The organism is Clostridium vitabionis (assembly GCF_015351765.1).
GTDB classification, from domain to species: Bacteria; Bacillota; Clostridia; order Lachnospirales; family Lachnospiraceae; genus Clostridium_R; species Clostridium_R vitabionis.
In genome coordinates this window covers 17,179-41,934 of record NZ_JADKQA010000004.1, presented here as the reverse complement: position 1 = coordinate 41,934, position 24,756 = coordinate 17,179, and the positions used below count along the sequence as shown (strand labels likewise).

The window sequence follows — 24,756 nt, the reverse complement described above, 5'->3', positions numbered from 1 at the left end:
GAGGAGGAAATCCTATGAATCGTTGGGAAAACTTAGTCAAAAAGCCGGCTCCACTTCTCAGCAAAGATTTCGGCCCGCTCAGCGGGATCCGCGTGCTGCTGAACGGCAGCGTTGTCGCCGCCCCGTTTGCCGCGACCATGTTCAGCGATTTCGGCGCCGAGGTGATCGCCCTGGAACGCCCGAAGGTTAAGGGCGATTCCGCAAGACACCAGAAACCTCAGCTGGTTTCCGGCGACCGCCACATCAGCGGCTCCTGGGCACAAAACGCCCGCAATAAGCTGTCCTTCACGCTGGAGACCAATCTGAAGAAGGTTCCGGAAGCGAAGGAAATCTTCCTCTCGCTGATCAAGGAGTGCGATGTCTGGATCGAGAACATGGTCTGGATCGAGAAGCTGGGCATCACCGACGAGATGCTGCTCGAGGTCAATCCCAAGCTCGTGATCTGCCATGTCAGCGGATTTGGCACCCCGAAGTTCGGCGGCACCCCGCAGTACCTCGCGAGAGCCTGCTACGACCCGTTAGCCCAGGCAGAATCCGGATGGTGCCTGCTCCAGGGCTTCCCGGATAAGCCGCCGTACTATGCACAGCAGTATATCGGTGATTATCTCTCCGGCCTGTTCGCCTTCTCCGGCTGCCTGATGGCACTCCGTGAAGTAGAGCGGAGCGGCAAGGGTCAGATCATCGATTCGACCCTCTGCGAAGCTTACATGCGCGTCATGGACGACAACTACGCCATCTGGAGCAAGATGGGCATCCAGAAGCAGCGCCAGGGCGTAAAGCAGTCCACCTACCAGCCGGCAGGCATTTTCCCGACCAAGGATGGAAAATTCATCAACCTCGGCACCTATGGCAAGGGGCCCTATGAGAAAGTCATCAAGGCCTTCGGCTTCGATCTCGACAAATATTCCTACGAGAAGGCCGGCGGAAGCGCCGAAGCCCTGCAGAGTGAGACCGGCAAGGAGCTTGACCAGAAGTTCAACGACTACTTCATGAGCCACACCGCGAAGGAGGCGATCGACGTCCTCCTGGAAAATGGCCTCGGCGCCGCGGTCATCAAGGACTGCAAGGATGTTATGGAGGATCCGCACTGGCAGGAGCGCGGAGACTGGCTCACCTACAAGGATGAGACCCTCCAGGATGACGTCACCGTCTATGGCTTCACCCCGAAGCTGTCGGCAACACCCGGCGAGGTATGGCGAGGCGCCCCGAGCCTCGGCGAGGATACCGAGAAGATCATGATCAAACTCCTTGATTATACGAAAGAGGAGGTAGATGCGCTGAAAGGAAAGGGCGTTATCGACTAAGACAATGACTGATGGAATTCTCCGCTCTGAGCAGCTTTCCAGAGACAAGACGATTTTTTTCCGCCAGACATTCTGCCGGATCTTCCATGAGACTGCCCTCAGGTATCCTGACAGGATCGCGGTCATGGACGCTGAGTACTCCCTTACCTACCGGGAACTGGATGAATACAGCAATGACCTGGCCGCCTGCCTGATCCGGCACGGCGTGAAACATGGCGAGATTGTCTCCATCGAATCCGGCAGGAGTATCTACTCGATCCTGGCTATGCTTTCTCTCTGGAAAGCCGGCGCAGCATGTTTTTACATTGATACCTGCTACCCGGAATCTGAGTCCAGCCGCTTAAGAGAGCGATGCCACTGCCGGCTGGCGATCAGACGGGATTTCTTCGCGGCCCACCACTTTGCCCCAAATGAGGAGTTTATCGACCGCTCCTCCGCGGATGGGCTCGCCGTCATTATATTTACCTCAGGATCCACTACGGAGCCGAAAGGGGTCATGCTGGAGCAGCACAATATCAACGCATCGATCAGCAACTTTGACCGGCTAGGTCTTACCTCAGATGACCGGATCTGCGTATTTGCCTCCTTCAGCTTTGTTGCTGCCCTTTTCGACATCTGTTCAGGATTAGCGTCCGGAGCCCGGCTTTGCATCATCCCCGAAAAGAGCCGGAGAAAGATTGAAAGCATCGTGGACTACTGGAACCGGGAGAAGATCACCGTCAGCTTCCTCCCGCCGCACATGGCGATGAAACTAATGAAGGTCGAGGATTCCCGGATTCCGCTGCGTGCGCTGCTTGTCGGCAGCGAGCGCGTCCGGAATCTTGAGAAAAAGCCTTACCGGATCCTGAATCTCTATGCGTCCACTGAACTCGCTGCCCTGATTTCTGTCTATGAAATCAGCGGAGCTGCCGGGGATTATCCCATCGGCAGGGTGAATCCGACTCTGCGCAGTTACGTCGTCGACGATCAGGGAACCCCCGTCCCTGACGGAGAAATCGGAGAACTGTGGCTTGCCGGGCCGCAGGTCAGCCGCGGGTATTTCCAGAACCCGGAACTCACCGCGCGGCAGTACATCCGGAATCCATTTGGGGAAAATCCCCCGTACGACCGGCTGTTCAAGACCAGGGATCTGGTGCAGAGGCTCCCGGACGGAAACCTTTATTATGTCGGCAGAAAAGATACCATGTACAAAATCCGCGGATTCCGCGTAGAGGCGGCCGCCGTCGAAAATGCCCTTCTCAGCCTTGGCCTGGTTCGAGAGACGGTGGTTAAAATCTTCACGGACCACGGAGGAACCAATATCCTGTGCGCCTATTTCACCGCGGACAAACCGCTGGACGTCAAGCTTCTGAAAAAGAAGATGCGCACCCTGGTTCCCTATTATATGGTGCCGACATGCATGATTCAGCTCGCGGAGTTCCAGCGGCTCAGGAGCGGGAAGGTCAACCGCAGCGCCATCGAGCCGCCGCGTGAGCTCAATGATCATAAATTATTGGAAAAATTGTACTGATAAAGACAAAAGGAGGGAAATTTCGTGACTGATATCAAGAACGTTCTCGTCGTCGGCGCCGGAACCATGGGCAGCTCCATCGCCATGGTCTTCGCGGCAAACGGCTACAAGACGGTGATGGCCGACATCAAGCAGGAATTTATCGACCGGGCATTTACCCAGGTGGACAAGAGTATCGCCTGGATGAAAGAAAATGACCTTCTCTCCAGCGATGACTATGAAAACGCCGTCAAGGCCAACCTGACCGGCATCCTGAACGGGGAGATCCCGGCAAGAGGAAAAGAATTTGACCTGGTCATCGAGGTCGTCCCGGAGAACAAGCACATCAAGCGCAGCACCTACGAAATGCTCTCGGAGAGCTGCCGCGAGGACTGCATCTTCGCCTCCAACACCTCCGGCATGGATGTCTTCTCGCTCACCGACAGTTTTCTGAAGAACCCGTCACGGCTCGTGATCACGCACTGGTTCAACCCGCCCTATCTCATGAAGATCATCGAGGTGGTGCAGGGGCCGAAGACCGCCGACGCCGTCGGTGACAAAATGCGCGAGGTTCTGGAGAGTTGTGGGAAGAAGCCGTCCGTGCTGCGCAAATACATCCCCGGCTTTATCGTCAACCGCCTGGCAACCGCGATCTGCCGCGAGCTCTACTACATGATCGAGCAGGGCTGGGTGAGCGCCCAGGACGCGGAAAACGCGCTGAAATATACCGACGGTCTCCGCTGGAGCTTTGAGGGCCCGATTGAGCTCTGGGATTTTGTCGGCCACGAGATCACCCTCGCGGTTGCCGGCGATGTCATCCCGACGCTCTGCAACGCCACGGATAAATTCCCTCTGGCGGACGAGATTTTCCGCACAGGCCATACCGGCGTGCGCGCAGGGGAAGGCGTACTGAAGAAGTACACCGGAGATTTTGACGCCTATGTGGCGAAGAGAAATTCCCGCATCCTGACCATGTATAAAGTCATGAACAAATTTGAGGAGGAAGACAAATAATGGCAGTTGGAACCTATGAGCAGTATAAAGAACGGCTTCTTAAGATGAAGCCCAACATCTATCTCAACGGTAAAAAAGTGGATCGCTCTAACGGCAAGCAGGGCGCGGAAAGAGATTTCGCCGACTGGCTCCGCGGCGGCGTGTATGTCATGAAGCAGTGCTACGATGTGGCCAATGACCCCGAATACGCGGATGTCTGTGTGACCAAATCCCACATCAACGGGGAGACCATCAACCGCGCTACCCACATCCACCACAGCATCGACGACCTGCTGAAGAAACAGCTGATGACCAGGCTGATCTGCCAGCACGTCGGCGGCTGTATGCAGCGGTGCATGGGCTCCGATGCCCTGAACGCCCTGTTCTCCGTCACCTACGACTGCGACCAGGCATGCGGCACGAACTATCACGAGCGCCTGAACAAGTATCTGCTCTACTGCCAGAAATATGACCTGATCTGCAACTGCGCGCAGACCGATGTCAAGGGCTCCCGCAACCCGAAGTACAAGAGAGCGCACATGCAGCCGGATCCGGATTCCTTTGTCCACGTTGTGGAAACCGATGTCGACGGTATCGGCGTGGACGGCAAGCCCTGCAAGGGCATCATCGTCCGCGGCGCCAAGATCTGCAACTCCTGCGCCCCCTATGTGGATGAGATCATCGTCAACCCGACCAAGTTCATGAGCCAGGAAGACTCCGACTACGCGGTTGCTTTCGCCCTTCCGGCCGACTGGGACGGCATCAAGCTGATGGCTCTTCCGGGCACGCATCCGAAACGCTCCCACATCGACGCACCCTACGCGCACATCGGCGACGTAGAATCCCTGACCATCTTCGATGACACCTTTGTTCCCTATGACCGTGTCTTCATGTGCGGACGCGACAACGAGGGCGTTGCCCGCTACGCCGGCTACCTTGCCCTGATGTTCGCCCACTATCACCGCCACTCCTACACCGGCTGCAAGACCGCCGTATCGGAAGTGATCGCTTCCCAGGCAGCCCTCGTCGCCGATGTCAACGACATCGCGAAGCAGCCGCATGTGAGAGAGAAGATCTGCGACATTATCCAGACCGCCGAGCTCGTCTTCGCCGCCGGCGAGGCCGCGGCGCACCACGCGGTAGAGTTCCCGTCCGGCCAGTGGGTTCCGGATGAAGTCCTGACCAATGCCGGAAGACGTCTTGCCGGGCACAATATGTACCACGAGTACGAGACCCTGGCAGACCTCACGGGCGGCGTCTGCGCTTCGCTTCCGACCGAGGAGAGCTTCTACGATCCGGAGACCGCGGAACTCTGCAATAAGTATATCCGCCGCAATCCGGCTTACACGGCCGAGGAGACGCACCGGGTTATGCGCATGATGGAAAACAAGCTCTGCGACTCCTATGAAGCCGCGCAGGCGGTTGCCGGCGTTCACGGCGGCGGTTCCCCGCTGATGGAGACCATCACCCTGATGAGCCGATACGACCTCGAGGAACTCAAGAAGATCGCCAAATATCTCGCCGGCCTTCCGGGCTATGACAAGTGCCCGCGCTATGAGCGCAGCAAGCACACCGCGACCCCGAGGGCGATGCTCGCCCGCTTCGATGCCACGAAGGCACAAGCCCAGGAAGCAAAGAAGTAAACCGGATCAAGCCGTTGCCCGCCAAATACCGGCGATAAAAAATGGAGGTTTTGCACAATGGCAGTAGGTACTTATGAACAATACAAACAGCGGCTCCTCAAAATGAAGCCAAATGTCTATCTGAACGGAAAGAAGCTTGACCGCTCCAACGGGAAACAGGGCGCCGAGCGGGATCTCGCCGACTGGCTCCGCGGCGGCTGCTATGTCATGAAGCAGTGCTATGACGTCGCCAACGACCCGGAATACGCGGATCTCTGTGTCACCAAGTCCCACATCACCGGGGAGCCGATCAACCGCTGCACGCACATCAACATGTCCCAGCAGGATCTTCTCACCAAGCAGAACATGACCAAGCTGATCTGCCACCGGGTGGGCGGCTGCATGCAGCGCTGCATGGGAACGGACGCGATGAACGCCCTCTTCTCCTCCACCTATGACTGCGACCAGGCCTGCGGGACACACTACCACGAGCGTCTTCTGGAATATATCAAGTACGCCCAGAAATATGACCTCGTCATCAACTGCGCCCAGACCGACGTCAAGGGTTCCCGGAACCCGAAATACAAGAGAGCCTACATGCAGCCGGATCCAGACTCCTTTGTCCATGTTGTGGACACGGACGTTGACGGCATCGGCATCGACGGGAAGCCCTGCAAGGGCATCATCGTCCGCGGCGCCAAGATCTGCAATTCCAACGCCCCCTACGTCGATGAGATTATCGTCACCCCGACGAAATTCATGGCACAGGAGGACGCGGATTACGCGGTGTCCTTCGCCATCCCCGGCGACTGGGACGGCGTGAAGCTGATGGTCCTGCCCGGCCTTCACCACAAGCGCACCCATCTCGACGCGCCCTATGCCCATGTTGGTGATGTCGAGTCCATGACCATCTTCGACGACGCCTTCATCCCCTACGACCGCGTATTCATGTGCGGCCGAGACAACGAGGGTGTGCCGAAGTACGCCGGCTACCTGGCGCTGATGTTCGCCAACTACCACAGGCATTCTTACACAGGCTGCAAGGCCGCGATTTCGGAAATCATCGCCTCCCAGGCTGCCCTCGTCGCTGATGTCAATGATATCGCCAAGCAGCCGCATGTAAGGGAGAAGCTCTGCGACATTATCCAGACCGCCGAGCTCGTCTTCGCGGCGGGCGAAGCCAGCGCGTGGCACGGAATCCAGTTCCCGTCCGGCCAGTGGGTTCCGGATGAGGTTCTGACCAACGCCGGCCGCCGCCTCGCGGGCCACAACATTTACCACGAGTATGAGACCCTGGCGGATCTCACCGGCGGCGTCTGCGCCTCGCTTCCGACCGAGGAGAGCTTCTTCGATCCCGAGACGGCAGACCTCTGCAACAAGTATATCCGCCGGAATCCGGCTTACAGCGCCGAGGACACCCACCGCGTCATGCGCATGATGGAAAATAAGCTCTGCGACTCCTTCGAGGCCGCACAGGCCGTTGCCGGCGTTCACGGCGGCGGATCCCCGCTCATGGAGACCATCACGATGATGAGCCGCTACGATCTCGAGGAGCTCAAAAAGATCGCCAAATACCTTGCCGGCCTGCCCGGCTATGAGACCTGCCCGCGCTATGAGCGCAGCGCCCACACGGCGACACCGCGCGCGATGCTCGCCCGCTTTGACAAGACGCAGGGCGGTGCCGCAAAGAAATAACCTCAGACTATGCACACGGAAGGGAGAACCCTCATGGACGAGAAGCTTTTGGATGAAATGGATGAAGTGCTGGAGAAAAGAGTACGCCCGTCGCTCAGGGCTCACCGGGGAAATGTGGAGATCGTGAACCTTGATGATACCGGGACGCTCTGGATCTCCCTGCAGGGCGAATGCGCCGGCTGCATCTGCGCAGACGAAACTGCCGCCAATCTGATCCAGAAAGAAATCTGTGCGGCTTTTCCCCAGGTGAAGAAGGTGGAAATTGATAACGGGATTACAGAGGAAATCCTGGCTCAGGCGATGGCGCTGATGACACACCGCCACCGCACCCAGGCATAAACGGATTCCAACGGCAATCCCCATCACGCCTGAGAAACTGCTGAGCCTGTCCCGACAGTTTCCCAGGCTATTTTTCAAGGAGGTTCAGGTATGAAAACAGTTAACACGGTTCTTGGCCCCGTTCCCGCTGAAGAGCTGGGAAGGACACTGATTCACGAGCATTTTCTGTACGGCTTCTGCGGATACCAGGGCGATACCACGCTCGGACCGTTCGACGAAGCTGCCGCGGAGGAAGCCTGCATCCGGAACGCGGACATGGCAAAGGCATACGGCATCCGCACGATTGTCGACGCAACCACCAATGAATGCGGCCGCGACCCCTTATTCCTGAAGAAAATGTCGGAGAAAACAGGCCTCCACATCATCTGCTCGACCGGATACTATTTTGAGCCGGAGAGCGCCTACGGTTACTGGAAGTTCCGCTCCGCATCCGCGGATATCGTCAGTGAGATCGAAGAAATGTACGTGACCGAACTCACGGAGGGTATCGCCGGAACCGGCATCCGCGCGGGCGTGATCAAGCTCGCCTCAAGCGCCAATCAGATCACCGATCTGGAGCAGTGCTTCTTCAAGGCTGCTGCCCGCGCCCAGAAGAAAACCGGCTGCGTGATCATCACCCATACCCAGCTGGGAACCATGGGTCCCGAGCAGGCTGAACTCCTGATCAAGAACGGCGCGGATCCGAAAAAGATCGCGATCGGCCACATGAGCGGCAATCTGGATTTCGATTATCACAAGCGGGTGCTCGACCAGGGCGCCTATGACAATATCGACCGCCTCGGCCTCGAGGGAGAACTGTTCCACACGCCGACCAACGACAAGTGCGTCACCCTGATCAAGAAGCTCTGTGAGGCCGGCTACGGCGGCAAGATCAACCTCGGCCACGACCTCGTCGATTACCAGCTCGGCCGCCCGAATATCATGACCGGTATTCTCGCGGAGACACTGAAGGATGCGGACTGGAGCAAGATCGGCAAGCAGGTGATCCCGGAAATGCGGAAGCAGGGCATCCCCGAGGAGCAGATCGACCGCTTCTTCCTGGACAACCCGAAGCACCTGTTCGGAGATTGAGAGGTGGGGATGAGCAGTAAAGCGATTCTCTGGTTTTCCGTCTGGACGAGTTTTTTCTCCGCTCTCCTGTATATCATCTACAACTTTCTGCCCTTCGGAATCGGCTGGATCATGTTCGTATGCCTTGCCATCTATTTCGGCATGGGGCTTGAGCCAAAGGAAACCCCGGGTCTCCTCCTCTCCTCATGGTGTGGGATCCTGTGGGCGCTGGTGGACTTCTGGATCATCTCCCTGCTCATGAAAGCGGGGCTCGGCGCTGTCGCGGCCACTTTCCTCTCTGTCGTTGCCGGAACGACGGTGACCATGTGCATCCACTTGGGGCCGCTCTCCGGGACGCCGCTCAAGTATATGCCTGCTATCTTCGGAGGCGTGTGCCTGACCTTTTCCCAGAACGGGGGAAATCTCCCCGCGCTGGCTGCCACCTTCTTCTTCGGCTATCTCCTCTGCGCGATCTGCGGCTGGGGAATGAACTATTTTATGAAAAAATATCCGGCAAGCTGAGTCGAAAGACCGGGGACCGCGGGTGCTCCGCGCCCGCCGATCCCGGTCAAACTGTTCTGCCAAGGGGGTTATTATGGAGCAGTCTTTTACCTCTTTCGAGAAAAACAAAATCAAATATTACCTTGCTGCCCTGGCGGTCTGCTTCATCGTCGGCCTGGGCTATACCTGGTCCGTGGTGCAGACGCCCTTTATCACCCGCCTGCACGCGGAGGATAAGGTCGCGACGGTCGCGCTCTGCTATACCGTGACTGTCCTCTGCTCGACCATGTCCCCGACACTGCTCGGGCATTTTACCCGGAAGCTCTCGGTACGTCAGATGATCATCCTGGGCGGCATCCTGTTCGGCTGCGGTTACATCGGCTGCAGCTTCATCACGAATCTCCCGATGCTCTTCCTGTTCTATGCGCTGGGAACCGGTATCGGAACCGGGCTCTGCTACCCAACGATGATGGGCTACGCAGCTTCCGTCCTGCCGGAGCGCCCGGGACTTGCCTCAGGCCTCATGGCCGGCATCTACGGCGGCTCCGCAATGATCTGGAATCCGGTTCTCGCCGGCCTTCTGGAGAAGAATTATACATTTGCCTTTAACCTGACCGGCATGATCTGCCTGGTTGTGCTGATCGCCTGCGGCCTCATCCTCCGCCCGGTGCCGGAGGGCTATGTGGACTTTAAAAAATCCCAGATTGCCGGGAAATCCTCCGCTTCGGCTTCCGCGCAGAAGGCACGGCCGGTTCGGCATGTTCCGGACAAAAACCGCGGTGAGATGGTGCGAACCGGCATGTTCTATGTCGCCGCCGTGGCATTTGCCTTCGGGCTTACCTCGGGGATGATGGTCCTCAGCCAGGTTTCCCCAATGATGCAGGCGTCCTACGGCGTCACTGTCGCCGCTGCCGCGGGGTATGCCTCCCTCATGTCGCTGATGAGCATGCTGGGCAGAATCCTCTGGGGCACGGTAACCGACAAGACCGATAAATACGTCACCCTGTGCATCATCTGCGCGATCCCCGTGGTCACGATGGGAATCCTCGCCACAAGGCCGGGAATGACTGCCGCCATCGTCTGCATGTCGCTGACCATTCTGAGTTACGGCGGCTTCGGCGGTACCATCACGCCGATCACTGCCGACCTCTTCGGTGCGAAATACATCACCGAAAACTACGGCGTCATGTACCTGATGTTCGGCATTGCCGGGCTGATCGGCCCCCGCCTCGCCGTCTCCATGAAAAATGGCGGCGACTACTCGAGAGCCTACCTGGTCGCCTGCGTTCTCGCCGCGATCTCCCTGGCGGCGGCGATTCTTGTCCGCCACAAGGTCAAAGCGGAGAGCTCCGGATAAAAACGGGTCCGCCCGGTTTCTTAAAAAGAAATCGGGCGGATCTTTCATTTTTGTCTTATTCCTGCTTTTCCACCTCATCCTGGTATTCCCGGACATAGGTGAGGAAATACCGGACGCCCAGCGGCAGTGCCGCCTCGTCTGCCAGATAGTGCGGGCTGTGCTGGGGGAAGACCTTATCCTTATCCCGGTATCCGCCACCGAGCCAGAGAAATGCCTTCTCATTCGGATATTTCGAGAAATCCTCGCCGATCGTCAGGAAGGGAATTTTAATAACATTTTCCTTCCCGAAGACCTCCTCCGCAGCCCGGCGCCCCGTGGCAACCGCTGCCGGATCGTTGATGGTCACCGGGCAGCCATAGTGGTAATCCACCCTCACCGTGGTTCCTGTCTCCAACGCGGCAGCGGCGCCGATGGTTTTCAGGACATCCTCAAATTGATCCCGCAGCGCCGGATCCCCCGATCTCGTGGTACCGGAAAGGTGCGCGCTGTCCGGGATCACGTTGGAGGTATTGCCTGCCTGAAAAGACGTAATGCTGATCACTGCCGGGGAAATCGGGCTCTTCACCCGGGCGAGGAAGCGATTCACCCCCTCGCAGATGCGGACGCCCGCCGGAATCGGGTCAATGCACTCCTCCGGGTGCGCGCCATGGCCGCCTTTCCCCTGAATATCAATGTCAAAGGTATCTGCGCTCGCCATGATCGGGCCTTCGCCGAGATACGCCTGCCCGCATGGGATAGCGCTCCCGATGTGCAGGCCGATCAGTCGGCTGATCTCCCGGACCTCCGGCAGTTCCCGCATGTGCGCGGCTCCGCTGTCCTCGATAAATTCCTCCGCGGGCTGGAACAGGAGGCGCACCCTGACCTTCAGCTCATCCCGGTGCCGGTTCAGCAATTTCGCCGTCTCCAGGAGAACCGCAATATGGACATCATGACCGCAGGCGTGCATGGTGCCGGAATTTTCCGAGGCAAAGGGAAGCCCCGTCTCTTCCGTAACCGGCAGGGCGTCGATATCCGCCCGGATGCCGAGAATCTTATCGCCGGAGGATTTTCCCGCGATATCCGCAATCACGCCGGTCCTGCAGGCCTCATGAAAGGGAATCCCTTCCCCGGCAAGAAATTCCTCAATCTTTTTCTGCGTGTCAACCTCATGCCAGCTCCGCTCCGGATGCTGGTGGAAATATCTTCTGAGCCGGATCAGCTCCGACGTCCCCTCTTCTGCCTCTCTGCGTATATCCATCTTAAAAATCCTCCGCTTTCTATAATTGACAACACCAGTTTTGAAATTGCCCGTTCCGGAAACTATCTTGTTTTTATTTGCTATAATCTTATCTGTTTTATAGGTTTATGGCAAGCGTTTTCCTCATCATTTTCCATTGGCGGATGACAGGAACAAATGTCCAGCATCGCCTATCCCTGTCCAAACCATCAGCCCGTCACCAACCTCGAGAATCCATCCTGCCGGCAAAATTGTTGCAAAAATCACAAAAGCAGCACAAAACAGGCGGGTTCCCGCAAGTTTTTGCTATTCTTACCATAACAAGAATATTATAATGCCGAAAATTTACCATTTTTTCCCTTTCACCAAAATTTCCATCTCGCGCCTCCCCTGTCAAGGGAAAATACTCCAATTTGCTACAAATAATTTCAGCAATATTCGCCAAAATAAATATTTCTTGTTAATAGTGCCAATAACACATGCGATATTGACAATTAAACCGACAATATTTATACTAGACTATAGTACAAACTTGATTCGGTTTTGCATTCCCGCCGGCAAAAACTCAGGGGGACGGAAGGGAAGCAGTACACCGAAATAAGGGCTTGGCTAAGGAGAAACAATAGTTTTCAACAAGAAGAGGAGGTAACTTAATGGCAGCATTGGAAAGTCTCATTTCTGCGGGCAACAGCCTGTTCTGGGGCATTGGAATGCTCATCATCATCGTGGGCGGCGGCCTCTATATGACCATCCGCCTCGGCTTCTTCCAGTTTGTCCACTTCAAGGACATGTGGAAGAGAATTATTGACCGCCAGGATTCCGATTCCGGTATCTCGGCGTTCGCATCCTTCTGTACAACGATGGCCATGCGTATCGGTACCGGCAACGTAGCCGGTGTCGCAGTCGCCATCTATACCGGCGGACCCGGCGCCATGTTCTGGATGACTCTCGCCGGTATGACCAACTCCGCAGTCTGCTTCACCGAGTGCGTTGAGGGTTCCCTGTTCAAGAGACGCGTCGACGGCGAATACCGCGGCGGCGGTTATTACTGCGCACAGAACGGCCTTGGCTGGAAAGGTTACGGCACATTCCTCGCGGCCATCTCCATGATCGGCATCGGCCTGTTCATGCCGGCAGCGGCGACCAACACCATCTGCGACGGTTTCCGCAACGCCCTGGGCATCCCGATGTGGGTTTCCGCCCTGGTGATCGCCCTGATCATGATCGTCGTTATCTGGGGCGGCATCAAGAGAATCAGCCAGGTTGCTTCCGCGGTTGTTCCGTTCATGACCGTCATCTACATTGCCTGCACGATCATCGTCCTGGTGATGAACTTCACCCGGATTCCTGCCGTCATCGTTGAGGTTGTTACCTGCGCCTTCGGCAAGAACGCAGTCATCGGCGGCGGCCTCGGCCTCGCCATCACACAGGGTGTAAGGCGTGGTACCTTCTCCTCGGCTTCCGGCATGGGCGAATCCACTCCGACCGCTGCCGCTGCTGAGACGACCCACCCGGTAAAGCAGGGTATGTCCAACGCCGCCGGCGTATGGCTGGATACCGTTATTGTCTGCAACTGCACCGGCCTCATGATCCTTCTGACGGACTGCTTCCATACCGCTTCCGGTTATGTAGGATCCGGTGATCCGTCTCTGGCAACGCTTGCCGCAACCGGCACCAACGGCGTCATCTTCGTACAGCTCGCCGTGACCCATGTCATGGGCGCAATTGCCCCGACCTTCATCGCCATCATGCTGGCTCTGTTCTCCTTCACCTGCCTGATCAGCTACTATTATGAGGCTGAGTCCGCAGCAACCTATCTGTTCCAGGGCGCTGAGAAAGCTGGAGCCCGCAAGGCAGCAACCATGTTCCTGAAGATCGCTATGCCGATCCTGATCTTCTTCTACGGCATTGTCAAAGCAAGTCTCGCCTGGGATCTGGCCGACCTTGCCCTCGGTTCCATCACCTGGTTCAACATGCTTGTTGTCCTCTGCCTGTCCGGCCGGGTAATCAAGATGTATCAGGATTACGAGAAGCAGATGGCCGCTCATGTGGATCCGGTTTACAACCCGGATGTGCTGACCTTCAAGGGTGTTGACAACGACCTGTGGAAGGAAATCAACGCCAAGAAGCTCGCGAAATAACCGGCCTTCTTTCCGAAAAACATCCGTATACGAAATCCGAAAATTCATCCCGGGGAAGTTTCCACCTCCCCGGGATTCCTGCTATTTGCACAGTTCTTTCCGGAATTGCGGAGGTGCACTCTTGAATATCTTTATCGCTGTTATGCTCAGCTTCGCCGCCCTCGGCCTCCTGGATGAAATCCTTGGTGGAAAGCTTGATCTCGCCGGGGATTTTGAAAAGGGAGTAGCCACGATGGGCAGCCTCACGATGAGCACCGTCGGTCTCTACGTCATCGGCGTCTCCTTCATCCAGAGCCACGCAGCGGCCATAGCCGCCGCGGCGGAACATATGCCCTTCGATCCGTCCGTCCTCGTCAGCTGCCTGCTCGCCCCCGATATGGGCGCCCTGCCGATCTCTCTGGAAATCGCCTCCGGAGAGCGGACAGCCGCATTTTCCGGCGCGATGATCGCCGGAGGGCTTGGTGCCACCGTCGGCTTCCAGCTCCCGGTCTTCCTCGCCTCCGTAAAAAAAGAGGAGATTCCGGATTTGATGCTCGGCTTTATCTTCGGCATCCTTCCGCTGCCTGCCGGCCTCCTCGCCGGCGGCATGATGATCGGCATGCCGCTTCCTGCCATCCTGGTGAACATGCTGCCTGTCATCATCGTCTGCGCGGTGCTGATCCTCGCTTTCTTCGCGGCTCCCCGGGCTACCCAGCGGGTAATGATCATCCTGGGAACCATCATCCGGATTTTCAGCTACCTCTTCTCCGGCCTCGCCATGGCGAGTGTTTTTCTCCCGGAGCTCATCCCTCTTGACCAGGCCCTGGTGCGGGAAATCCTGGTCATGGTTCTCCGCATGATGTGCATCGCATCCGGAGGACTCGTCCTCTCCCACCTTGCGCTGACCCGGGGAAAGCACCTTGTCTCAAAAGCGGCAAATCTGCTCGGCGTCAATAACGAGGCGGTCGTCGGCCTGATTCTCACCCTCACCCAGAGCCTTGCCATGCTTCCCCTCTACTCCCGGATGGATCGGCGTGGCCAGATCATCAACGCCGCCTTCTCGGTCGCCGCAGCCTATGTGATCGGCGGTCAGTTCGCCTTCGTCTCCTCCCTGATCCCGGAGGCATGGATTCCGGCATATATGGCCAACAAGCTCCTCGACGGCGTGCTGGGCATCCTGATCGCCGTCCTTGTGCTGCGCCGGAATGGCAAAGGGAAGGAAACCCGTGCATCTGAATAGCATGAATTGTGCCATTATTTTGTTTTATTCGACAGGGTTTCTGAACTCATACACGATACGACAATGATCTTTGTCAATACTAGCCAAATTTAAATGTGCAGATTCCACAAATTTTTAGTCTGTTTATTATAAGAATACGAATTTTGTTAATTTGCATCTTGCATTTTCCAGCGGATGATCGTAATATAGACTTGTAACTAGAACGTAGTCTAGTTCGCAAAAACGCCCGCAGGACAACGCCGAGAGGCGGTTTCCGGGCAGAACAGGAGGAAGGACGGTTGACGGAACCGACAATATTTAATATTCAGAAATTCTCGACTCACGATGGGCCGGGAATCCGGACAACCATTTTCTTCAAGGGATGCCCGCTGCGCTGTCTCTGGTGCCACAATCCGGAGAGCCAGCATATGGAACCGGAGCTGGTATGGTACGAGAGCAAATGTACGGCCTGCGGCCGCTGCGTGGGCGCCTGTCCCCAGAAGGCAAACCGGATCGAGAATGGCCATCTCATCTTTGACCGTTCAAAATGCACAACCTGCGGCGCCTGCACTGACAGCTGCCTGAATGAAGCCCGGGAGCTGGCGGGGAAGAAATACACCGTGGATGAACTGGTCCGCGAGGCAAAGAAAGACAAAATCTTCTATGAACAGTCCGGCGGCGGGGTGACCCTCTCCGGCGGCGAGGTCATGGTGCAGAACATGGATTTTGTCGAAGAACTCTGCAGGCGGCTTCATGAGGAAGGCATCCCGGTCTTCATCGATACGTCCGGGTACGCCCCTTACGAGAACTTCCAGCGGATACTCCCCTATGTCGATATCTTTCTCTACGACATCAAGGCGATGGATCCTGAGGTTCACCGGAAGTACATGGGCGTCGACAACCGGCTGATCCTAGAAAATCTGGAAAAGCTGTCCCGCGACGGCGCAGGGCTCTTCATCCGGATTCCGGTCATCGGGAAGGTCAATGCAGATGACAGGTTCATGGAAGATGTGATCCGTTTTCTCCAGGAGAAAAAGATCTCACCGAGAGAGGTCAGCCTCCTCCCCTATCACGATTTCGGGAAGAGCAAATACCAGAACCTCGGAAGGCCCTACATGGAGGACGAGATGAGCGTCCCCCCAAAGGAACAGATGGAACATTTTAAAAACATGTTCAAAGAACATGGCTATGCCAATACAGAAATAGGAGGTTGATCGTATGGCGGAAAAGGTTGATACATCATTTAACATCACCACACCGGATGCACTCGCAAAGGACAATGAGCGCGGATGCACTGACCGGATCAAGAGACTGAGAAGAATCTCTCACAGCACACAGCCGCACATTGATCTTGAGCGTGCGGTCATCGAGACCGAGGTCTACAAGAAGTATGAGGGCAAGGTTTCCACCCCTGTTCTTCGTGCCCTGGTCCTGAAGGAATACTTCAGCAAAAAGACCCTGTATCTGGGTGAGGATGAGCTGATCGTCGGTGAAAAGGGCCGTGACCCGCAGTGCTCCCCGACCTTCCCGGAGATCTGCTGCCACACCATCGAAGACATGCACATCATGAATGACCGCAAGCTGGTGAACTTCACCGTCACTGAGGACGACCTGAAGACCCAGGAGGACGTCATCATCCCGTACTGGAAGGGCCGTGCAACCCGCGACCACATCCTGGCCAACATGACCCAGGAATGGAGAGACTGCTACGAGGTCGGCATGTTCACCGAGTTCATGGAGCAGAGAGGCCCGGGTCACACCGCCGGCGGCAAGAACTTCTATATTAAAGGCTATCTGGATTACAAGAAGGAAATCGCGGACGCAATCGCGAACCTCGACTTCTACAACGATCCTGAGGCTCTGGAGAAGCAGCAGGAGCTCGAGGCCATGTCGATCGACTGCGATGCCATCTGCATCCTCGGCAAGCGCTATCACGACCTCGCCCTGGAGAAGGCAGCAGAGTGCAAGGATCCGCAGAGAAAGAAAGAGCTGGAAATGATCGCGCACAACTGCGAGGTTGTTCCCGCCCATAAGCCGGAGACCTACTGGCAGGCGATCCAGATGTACTGGTTCACCCACCTCGGTGTTACCCTGGAGCTGAATCCGTGGGATGCATTTACCCCGGGACGTCTTGACCAGCATCTGACCCCGTTCTATGAGAAAGACACCAAGGAAGGCATCCTCAACGATACGCAGGCTCTTGAGCTTCTGGAGTGCCTGTGGGTTAAGCTCTTCAACTCGCCCGCACCGGTTAAGGTCGGCGTAACGCTGAAGGAATCCGGAACCTATGTTGACTTCGCCAACATCAACTCCGGCGGTGTCAAGGAAGACGGCACGGACGGTGTAAGCCGCGTTTCCTACCTGATCCTCGACTGCATGGAAGATATGCGCCAGAACCAGCCGAACTCCAATGTTCAGATCAGCAAGGTTACTCCCCAGAAGTTCCTCAAGAGAGCCTGTGAGATTGCCCGCCAGGGCTGGGGCCAGCCGGCATTCTACAATACCGACGAGCTGATCCAGGAGCTCCTGAACCAGGGCAAGTCCCTCGTGGATGCCCGCCAGGCAGGCTGCTCCGGCTGCGTGGAGACCGGAGCATGGGGAAATGAAGCCTATATCCTTACCGGCTATCTCAACATCCCGAAGTGCCTTGAGCTCGCGCTCTACGACGGCTATGACCCGATGTTCAAGAAGCAGATCGGCCCGCACACCGGAAAAGCTGAGGACTTCAAGTCCTACGACGATGTCTGGAAGGCATTCAAGACCCAGCTGGAATACATCATTGACGTCAAGATGCGCGGCAACCTCGTGATCGAAAAGATCTTCGCCACCATGATGCCGGCTCCGTTCCTGTCCATCTGCACCAACGACTGCATCAAGAAAGGCAAGGATTACAACGCCGGTGGCGCAAGATACAACACCAGCTATATCCAGGGCGTAGGAATCGCAGATATCTCCGACAGCCTTTCCGCCATCAAGTACAACGTCTTCGACAAGAAGAAGTTCACGATGAAGGAGCTGATCGATGCCCTGAACGACAACTTCGAGGGACACGAGGAGATCTTCAACCTGGTTGCCCACAAGACACCGAAGTACGGCAACGATGACGATTACGCCGATGACATCATGCTCACCGTATTCAATGAGTACAGAGATTATATCACCGGCAGAAAGAATATCCGCGGCGGCGACTATCATGTCGACATGCTGCCGACCACCTGCCATGTATACTTCGGCGATGTCATGATCGCGGCACCAAGCGGCCGTCTTGCCCATAAGCCGCTTGCCGACGGTATTTCCCCGGCAAAGGGAGCCGATATCAACGGCCCGACTGCTGTTGTAAAGTCCTGCTCCAAGATGGGACACTGCAAGACCGGCGGCACCCTGCTCAACCAGAAGTTCACTCCGGCTGCACTTGCCGGCGAGAAGGGCATCGACAATCTCGCCGCGCTGATCCGCTCCTACTTCGCGATGGGCGGGCACCACATGCAGTTCAACGTCATCGACCGTGAGACCCTGAAGGACGCGCAGAAGCATCCGGATGAGTACCGCGACCTGATCGTCCGTGTTGCCGGCTACAGTGACTACTTCCGCAACCTTGACAACGCACTGCAGAACGAGATTATCGAGAGAACCGAACAGTCCTTCGGCTGATCTCTTGTATTGCAGTTCAGGCAAAGTACACCTGAACTTGAAGTACAATAGCCTGCCGTGGTAAAATACAGGGTGTATCGAGATTTCGATACACCCTGTTTCCTGTTTCATCCGGCCGGATCATCTCCGCCGCGGGAAACAGGAACATCCCGTGGGCCAGCCCGCGGAACAAGTCCGGCCGGAGGGGGAGAACACATTATGACAAGGTCGTCAGCCACAAAAGAAAAGATCACGCACGCAGCCTGGAAGCTGTTTCACGAAAAGGGCTATGAGGAGACGCGGATTGATGACATCATCCAGGCCGCCAACACCTCACGGGGAAGCTTTTACCACTATTTCACCGGAAAGGATTCCCTTCTCGGCACCCTTCCGGAGATGTTCGACAGCTACTACAAGGAGCTGGAAGACACCTTCGACCCAGAGATGAACGCCTACGACAAGCTGCTGGACCTGAGCATCCAGATTCATGACCGCATTGAACGCGAGATCCCGATGAACCTGCTGGCGAACCTCTACTCTTCCCAAGTGGTTACCCACGGTGACCGCGGCCTCCTGGACCAGAACCGCTACTACTATCACATGGTCACCAGGCTTGTCGACGAGGGCCAGCGCCGCGGGGAAATCCGTGGCGACCTGCCCACCCACGACATCGTCCACCTGTACTCCATGTGTGAGCGCGCCATCGTTTACGATTACTGCATCTGCGACGGCCATATGGCACTCGGCAGCTATACCAGAAAAATGCTCCCGCTGCTCTTCGGGGCGGTGAAGGCATAAAGGAACCCCTGCAAAACAGGCTCCTGCTTCCATTTTTCATGGGAAGCAGGAGCCTGTTCTTTTACGCAGGGCACTTAACGAGCGCACGCCTTCGGATGAAGCACAAGTTTCATACGGGCTATGCAAATCTCTTTTCCTATCTCTTCAACTCTTCGCGGGAATCTTCGACGAAACCGCTTACCGGGAGCCAGCCCTTCTCTTCCGAAGCATAGTTTCCAGGCCAAAAACCGCTCACGTCTCCAGATGCGCCAAAAGCTCCGGCGCATGTGCCCGGATGTGCCCGATAAACCGCTTGGCGGCGAGCGGCAGCGTCTCATAATTGCGCCATCCCATGGCGATCGTGCGCTGAACCGGCTCCCTGACCGGGATCACCGCCACCCCTTCCGAAAATCCCGCGAGCGTGAGGCGGTACACCAGGGAATATCCCATATTCTGGCGCACCATCGCCAGAATCGAATAATCATCCGTCACCTTGAACCGCACATCCGGCGTAAGGCCGATCCTGGAAAATGCCTCCAGCGCGACGCTGTACTCCCCCTCGTCCAGCAGGATATACGGAAATCCGGCGAGCTGCCGGAGCGACACCGTCCCCTGCGCGGCGAGCGGCGAGGCGGGCGGGAGCACCGCCATCATCGTATCGGTATAGACCACCTCCGTCTCCAGGCCGCTGACAAACTCCGGGCTCACAAAACCGAAATCCAGGCGCCCGCTCAGGATATCCGCGTTGATGGACGTATATTCCCCCTGGCGTAGCTCAAAGCGGACATCCGGGTACTCCGCAAGAAACGACTGGATCAGCGCCGGGAGCAGGTTCCGGCTGATACTGGTAAATGTCCCGATCCTGACCAGGCTCTTGGTCAACCCCTGCATCTCCCTCGTCTTCGCGCGGAGGGCATTTTCCCCCGCCACAATGGCCTCGATATAGGGCAGATAGGCCTCACCGTCCCTCGTCAGGGCGATCCCGTCGTGTGACCGGGTAATCAGCACCGTGCCGAGCTCATTTTCCAGGGAGCGCACCGCCTGGCTGACCGCGGACTGCGTATACCCCAGCTTCTCCGCCGCCCGCGTGAATGACCGCGCGCGCACCGCCTGCAAAAAAATCTGATACCGGCTATCCATAAGTCCTCCTTATGAATATATTATAAACATTCATTTTAATAATTCCTAGAGCTGAAGGATAATACGAAGGTAAGAAATTCGAGCACAAGAGGAGGATCTTCATGGAAGCAGGAACAGCAGCCATGGGCAGCGCATCCCGCATGGAGGCGCTCGCGGGCGCACGGGACGGCATCCCGATCATGACCGGATATTTCGCGGTATCCTTTGCCCTGGGCATCGCGATGAAAAATGCCGGCCTCACGCCATTTGAGGGCATGATGATGAGCCTTCTGAACAACGCATCCGCCGGGGAATATGCCGGTGTCACCCTGGTCGCCGCCGGCGCGCCGCTGTGGGAGACAGCGCTGATGACCCTGATCGCGAATGCCCGCTATCTCCTGATGAGCTGCTCCCTGAGCCAGAAGCTCAGCCCGTCTGTCCCCACGCGGGACCGGATGCTGATCGGATTTGACGTCACCGACGAATTATTCGGCATCGCCATTTCCCGGCCGGGAAATCTGAATCCTTCCTATTATTATGGCGCCATGGCGCTGGCGCTGCCCGGCTGGGCGCTCGGCTCCCTGTGCGGCGTCGCCGCGGGGACGGCACTGCCTGCCACCATCGTCGCCGCGCTGAGCGTCGCCCTGTATGGCATGTTCCTCGCGATCATCATCCCGCCCTGCCGGAAAAACCGGCTTCTCGGCGTCCTGGTATGCGTGAGCTTCGCGGCAAGCTTTCTGTTCAGTGTCCTGCCGGTTCTCAAGTTGCTCTCCGAGGGCACGCGCACCATCCTTCTCACGGTCGCGATCTCCGCGTTCGCGGCCTGGAAATTCCCGGTAAAGGAGGATTCCTGACATGAATGCCTGGCGTTATATCCTGGTCATGGCGGCAGTCACCTACGCTGTCCGTGTCCTCCCGCTCACCCTGATCCGGCGGCCGGTGACCAACCGGTTCCTGAAATCCTTTTTGTACTATGTCCCCTACGTCACCCTCGCGGTCATGACCTTCCCGGCGATCCTGCACGCTTCCGGATCTGTCACCGCGGGATTCCTGGCCTTCGCCGTCGGGATCCTCTTCTGCTGGAAAAACGCCGGCCTCTTCCCGACATCGATCGCCTGCTGTGTCGCCGTGCTGGCCGCGCAGCTGCTTCATCTGTAAATTCCCGACGGGCGTTGTCAGGCCAACAGACAAAGCCCGCCGGATCTGCTATGATGCGGCCGGAAAGCAGAAATCACCGCAGCGGTCCGGAACCCCATCGGTTCCAGGGCCCATCGGTTCCATCAACGGAGGATGCCATGAAGAACGAAACCTTTTCCCTTGCCGCGGAGAACACCCCGATCCCGGGCTGCACGGTCTCCGGCGAGGTTATGCGGAATGCCTTTGTCTTTTCCCTCAGCGCAGGGACAGATATCAGCCGTGAGCAGTACCCGGCGCACAAGCTGTGGATGGCGCTCCAGGGGGAAATGACCATCCTCGCGGACAGCCGCCTGCCCTTCCGCGCGGGGGACATCTATATCACCCCAACAGACATCCCCGTCGGGATCAAGGCGGAGACGGACAGCGTATATGTGGAAATTCTGCCGGGTGAGAAAGCTCCCCGGAAGGAAAATGACGCCAGCCTGCATTGAACAGGGCAGGGAAGAAAAGATCGGAAAGGAGCATGCCGTCATGACACATGAACTTCGAGTAATGCGGGTCTATGACCTCACCCCAGAAACAGCGGGTTACCGAATCCTGGTGGACCGGCTCTGGCCGAGAGGCGTCCGGAAGGAAACCCTGCGGCCTGACCGTTGGGCAAAGGAAATCACCCCCAGCCCGGAGCTCCGCAAATGGTTCGGCCACACAGAGGAGCGGTTCGAGGAATTTTCCTCCCTCTACCGCGCTGAACTGGACTGCTCGAGCGCCGCGCAGGAATTTGTCCGCGACGTGGCGTCCATGCTCAAGGAGCAGGACGTGCTGCTGCTCTATGCCGCCAAAAGCCGCACCTGCAATCATGCGGTTATCCTGCGGGACTGGGTGGCTAAACAGATGAAACAGGCGTAAGGCTCAGATTTCATTTTTCCCCGCATTCCTCAAGCCGCTGCATCCCTGTTCAGCACCTGACCGGGATGCTGATTTCCGTCACAAACTGGTCGGTATTCCCGGTGAGCCCGTAATCGATCATGGTGATCTCCCGGGAAAATCCATCGACCGCCATCCCGTGCTCCCTAGTATACGCCATCAACCTTCTGTACTGCTCCGGAGCCTGCGGGTGGGTTCCCTGAAAACGGACAGAAACACACAGCATTTCGGGAAGCCCGGTCACCTCCCCATCATAGCGGTCAACCTCGTCAAGGAGAAGAAAGATCCCGTCATACCGGTCAAAAACCCCTTCCCCCAGATGCTCTGACGAAATGCTGACGCCGACTTTTCCCAGAAAAATCACCGCCTCCGCCTGCTGATCCAGCTGGCGGAGCGGTTTTTCCATATCCAGATAATTCTTAATTCTCAGCGAATTCTGAATCCAGATCATAAGGCAGGGCGGTTTCCGGCACACGGTAATCGTATCCAGAATCGAATGCCTGGCATCCTCAATCATTTTCAGCCGGTTGTCAATCTTCCGCTCGACCCGCCTGAGCTCCGCCTCCTTGGCAAGGACAATTTTCTTCTGCTCGCGGAGCTTCTCCACCATATTGTCAATATCCCGGTTGCGCAGAAAGTCCGCAATCTCCGACAAGGGCATATCCAGCGTGCGGAGATACCGGATGGAATTCAACACTTCAAACTGCCTGCTGCCATAATACCGGTATCCGCTGTCCGGATCGATCCTCTCGGGCTTGAGAATACCGATCTTTTCATAATACCGCAGGCTGCTGATGCTGATATGATACATCCTCGCGACATCCCCGATGCCCAATAATCCCCCCGGATTCATGAACCATCCCTCCTTCCCGCGCAGCGCGCAAGATACAGAAAGACCAGGGAACAGATCACCGCAGAAAACAGCGAACCGCATGCCGTGGCAAGCCCCATCGGCAGGAGCGTATCCGGAAACAGCTTCGATGCCAGGTAAGCCCCCGGCACCCGGACGAACAGGATCGAAGCAAGATTCTGCAGAAACGAGATGCCCGACCGCCCGATCGCGCAGAAGTACCCGCTGAAGCTGAAGGAAATCCCCGCGAACACGCAGTCCCAGACATAGCCACGCAGATACTGGCCGCCGAGGCGAACCACCTCCGCGCCGGAAGCAGAAGATGCGTCGGTAAACAGCGAAACGACGGGCTCCGCGAGAACCTGCATCCCCAGAGCCACCGCGAGGCCGAAGCCAACCCCGATCATGGCTGAGTCACGCAGGGTCGCGGCTGCCCGTTCCGGTTTGCCCGCACCGATATTCTGTGCTCCCAGCGCTGAGACAGTCGACAGCATGGCAGAGGGAATCAGGAAAATAAAGGACATGATCTTTTCCACGATACCGACAGCGGCCGCATCATTCAGCCCACGGTGATTGGCGATCACCGTGATGATGATAAAAGCCACCTGGATCAGCCCGTCCTGCAAAGCGACGGGAATGCCGATGAAGAGAATTTTTCCCATAACTGTATGTTCGGGATGAAGATCCTCCTTGGTCAGGCGGATGCCGGTCTCCTGCTTCCGGATCACGGCCAGGGAGACCGCCACGCTGACCGCCTGGGACAGCGTGGTGCCGAGCGCCGCACCCGCGGGTCCCATATGGAGCGCGCCCATAAAGAGATAATCCAGGCCAATATTTGCCACGCACGCGACGGCGATAAAGCACATCGGGCTCTTGGAATCCCCGAGCCCCCGGAAAATGGCGCTGATGACATTATACGCGGTGATAAAGGGAATCCCGAGAAAGCAGATCGTGAGATACGCAGCGGTTCCCGGAACCGCCTCCTCAGGCGTTGACAGAACAGCGATCACCGGTTTGATCAAAAGCACAAGGAAAACCGTCAGGATGACGGAGACCGCAAGAAAAAGCGCCACCGTATTGCCGATCCCCTGCGCCGCCTTCTTCCGGCTGCCCGCCCCGACCGACTGGCCGACAAATACGGTCGTCCCCATCGCGAGGCCGACAATCATCACGGTGATCATGTGCATGACCTGGGATCCGATGGAGACGGCGGTCGTGCTCGCGACCCCCTCAAACTGCCCGATGATGTAGAGATCCGCCATCCCGTACAGAGTCTGCAGAAAATAGGACAGGAAGTACGGGAGTGAGAAGATCACAATGTTGTGAAATACGCTCCCTGTGGTCAGATTCTTCTCCATGGCACCGGTCTCCTTTGCGTTCACTTAATGATGATTATTGCTCACTCGGATCATAA

22 protein-coding genes are annotated in these 24,756 nt (G+C 57.0%); 18 read left to right on the top strand and 4 right to left on the bottom strand.

The genetic code is table 11. From position 1 onward, the window contains the following. Positions 1 to 14 precede the first annotated feature (14 nt). From ISF27_RS08680 to ISF27_RS08640, 9 genes are all read left to right on the top strand, one after another. Positions 15 to 1,304, top strand: a complete 1,290-nt coding sequence (locus ISF27_RS08680; RefSeq protein WP_194611119.1) for a CoA transferase — start codon at positions 15 to 17, stop codon at positions 1,302 to 1,304. A gap of 4 nt (positions 1,305 to 1,308) precedes the next feature. Beyond that, positions 1,309 to 2,814 (top strand): amino acid adenylation domain-containing protein, encoded by a 1,506-nt coding sequence (locus ISF27_RS08675; protein ID WP_194611118.1) that lies wholly within the window; start codon positions 1,309 to 1,311, stop codon positions 2,812 to 2,814. A 24-nt stretch (positions 2,815 to 2,838) separates the two neighbouring features. Beyond that, positions 2,839 to 3,807 (top strand): 3-hydroxyacyl-CoA dehydrogenase family protein, encoded by a 969-nt coding sequence (locus tag ISF27_RS13525; RefSeq protein ID WP_328701571.1) that lies wholly within the window; start codon positions 2,839 to 2,841, stop codon positions 3,805 to 3,807. Continuing rightward, positions 3,807 to 5,429 (top strand): 4-hydroxyphenylacetate 3-hydroxylase N-terminal domain-containing protein, encoded by a 1,623-nt coding sequence (locus ISF27_RS08665; protein ID WP_194611117.1) that lies wholly within the window; start codon positions 3,807 to 3,809, stop codon positions 5,427 to 5,429. The genes ISF27_RS13525 and ISF27_RS08665 overlap by 1 nt, the downstream gene beginning before the upstream one ends. Before the next feature lie 57 nt (positions 5,430 to 5,486). Further along, entirely contained in the window at positions 5,487 to 7,103 is a 1,617-nt protein-coding gene (locus tag ISF27_RS08660) for a 4-hydroxyphenylacetate 3-hydroxylase N-terminal domain-containing protein (protein WP_194611116.1), read from the top strand. A 33-nt stretch (positions 7,104 to 7,136) separates the two neighbouring features. Continuing rightward, entirely contained in the window at positions 7,137 to 7,442 is a 306-nt protein-coding gene (locus ISF27_RS08655; RefSeq protein WP_194611115.1) for a NifU family protein, read from the top strand. A 90-nt stretch (positions 7,443 to 7,532) separates the two neighbouring features. Then, positions 7,533 to 8,513: a phosphotriesterase family protein gene (locus ISF27_RS08650; protein ID WP_194611114.1), complete on the top strand. Its 981-nt coding sequence runs from the start codon at positions 7,533 to 7,535 to the stop codon at positions 8,511 to 8,513. A gap of 9 nt (positions 8,514 to 8,522) precedes the next feature. Continuing rightward, entirely contained in the window at positions 8,523 to 9,014 is a 492-nt protein-coding gene (locus ISF27_RS08645) for a DUF1097 domain-containing protein (protein ID WP_194611113.1), read from the top strand. Positions 9,015 to 9,087: 73 nt separating this feature from the next. Then, complete coding sequence (locus tag ISF27_RS08640; protein ID WP_194611112.1) at positions 9,088 to 10,350, top strand: MFS transporter; 1,263 nt, start codon at positions 9,088 to 9,090, stop codon at positions 10,348 to 10,350. 55 nt (positions 10,351 to 10,405) lie between these two features. Here ISF27_RS08640 and ISF27_RS08635 read toward each other — a convergent pair whose 3' ends face one another. After that, the gene (locus tag ISF27_RS08635) at positions 10,406 to 11,587 is read right to left on the bottom strand and encodes a M20 metallopeptidase family protein (protein ID WP_194611111.1); all 1,182 of its coding nucleotides are present in this window, start codon (positions 11,585 to 11,587) and stop codon (positions 10,406 to 10,408) included. Positions 11,588 to 12,219: 632 nt separating this feature from the next. Here ISF27_RS08635 and ISF27_RS08630 point away from each other — a divergent pair. The 5 genes from ISF27_RS08630 to ISF27_RS08610 all read left to right on the top strand — a co-directional run bounded on the left by ISF27_RS08630 (position 12,220) and on the right by ISF27_RS08610 (position 19,333). Beyond that, entirely contained in the window at positions 12,220 to 13,707 is a 1,488-nt protein-coding gene (locus ISF27_RS08630) for an alanine/glycine:cation symporter family protein (protein ID WP_194611110.1), read from the top strand. Positions 13,708 to 13,828: 121 nt separating this feature from the next. Further along, positions 13,829 to 14,926, top strand: a complete 1,098-nt coding sequence (gene eutH, locus ISF27_RS08625) for an ethanolamine utilization protein EutH (RefSeq protein WP_194611109.1) — start codon at positions 13,829 to 13,831, stop codon at positions 14,924 to 14,926. Between the two features lie 278 nt (positions 14,927 to 15,204). Further along, positions 15,205 to 16,119 (top strand): trans-4-hydroxy-L-proline dehydratase activase, encoded by a 915-nt coding sequence (locus ISF27_RS08620; RefSeq protein WP_194611108.1) that lies wholly within the window; start codon positions 15,205 to 15,207, stop codon positions 16,117 to 16,119. A 4-nt stretch (positions 16,120 to 16,123) separates the two neighbouring features. Continuing rightward, positions 16,124 to 18,556 (top strand): trans-4-hydroxy-L-proline dehydratase, encoded by a 2,433-nt coding sequence (hypD, locus tag ISF27_RS08615; protein ID WP_194611107.1) that lies wholly within the window; start codon positions 16,124 to 16,126, stop codon positions 18,554 to 18,556. Positions 18,557 to 18,754: 198 nt separating this feature from the next. Continuing rightward, entirely contained in the window at positions 18,755 to 19,333 is a 579-nt protein-coding gene (locus tag ISF27_RS08610; RefSeq protein WP_194611106.1) for a TetR/AcrR family transcriptional regulator, read from the top strand. Positions 19,334 to 19,564: 231 nt separating this feature from the next. Here the strand turns inward: ISF27_RS08610 and ISF27_RS08605 are convergent, their stop codons facing one another. Continuing rightward, positions 19,565 to 20,452: a LysR family transcriptional regulator gene (locus ISF27_RS08605; RefSeq protein ID WP_194611105.1), complete on the bottom strand. Its 888-nt coding sequence runs from the start codon at positions 20,450 to 20,452 to the stop codon at positions 19,565 to 19,567. A gap of 101 nt (positions 20,453 to 20,553) precedes the next feature. Here ISF27_RS08605 and ISF27_RS08600 point away from each other — a divergent pair, with 101 nt between their 5' ends. The 4 genes from ISF27_RS08600 (at position 20,554) to ISF27_RS08585 (ending at position 22,474) form a co-directional block, all read left to right on the top strand. After that, a complete protein-coding gene (locus tag ISF27_RS08600; RefSeq protein ID WP_194611104.1) occupies positions 20,554 to 21,285 on the top strand; it encodes an AzlC family ABC transporter permease in 732 nt (243 codons plus the stop codon). 1 nt (position 21,286) lies between these two features. After that, positions 21,287 to 21,589 (top strand): AzlD domain-containing protein, encoded by a 303-nt coding sequence (locus ISF27_RS08595; protein WP_194611103.1) that lies wholly within the window; start codon positions 21,287 to 21,289, stop codon positions 21,587 to 21,589. Positions 21,590 to 21,726: 137 nt separating this feature from the next. Next, positions 21,727 to 22,059, top strand: a complete 333-nt coding sequence (locus ISF27_RS08590) for a cupin domain-containing protein (RefSeq protein WP_194611102.1) — start codon at positions 21,727 to 21,729, stop codon at positions 22,057 to 22,059. A gap of 40 nt (positions 22,060 to 22,099) precedes the next feature. After that, positions 22,100 to 22,474, top strand: coding sequence for a DUF488 domain-containing protein (locus ISF27_RS08585; protein ID WP_194611101.1), 375 nt, complete (start codon positions 22,100 to 22,102; stop codon positions 22,472 to 22,474). Positions 22,475 to 22,523: 49 nt separating this feature from the next. Here the strand turns inward: ISF27_RS08585 and ISF27_RS08580 are convergent, their stop codons facing one another. Together ISF27_RS08580 and ISF27_RS08575 are read right to left on the bottom strand one after the other, a co-directional pair. Further along, positions 22,524 to 23,345 (bottom strand): MerR family transcriptional regulator, encoded by an 822-nt coding sequence (locus ISF27_RS08580; protein WP_194611100.1) that lies wholly within the window; start codon positions 23,343 to 23,345, stop codon positions 22,524 to 22,526. Further along, positions 23,342 to 24,700: an MATE family efflux transporter gene (locus tag ISF27_RS08575; protein ID WP_194611099.1), complete on the bottom strand. Its 1,359-nt coding sequence runs from the start codon at positions 24,698 to 24,700 to the stop codon at positions 23,342 to 23,344. The genes ISF27_RS08580 and ISF27_RS08575 overlap by 4 nt, the downstream gene beginning before the upstream one ends. Between the last annotated feature and the right edge of the window lie 56 nt (positions 24,701 to 24,756).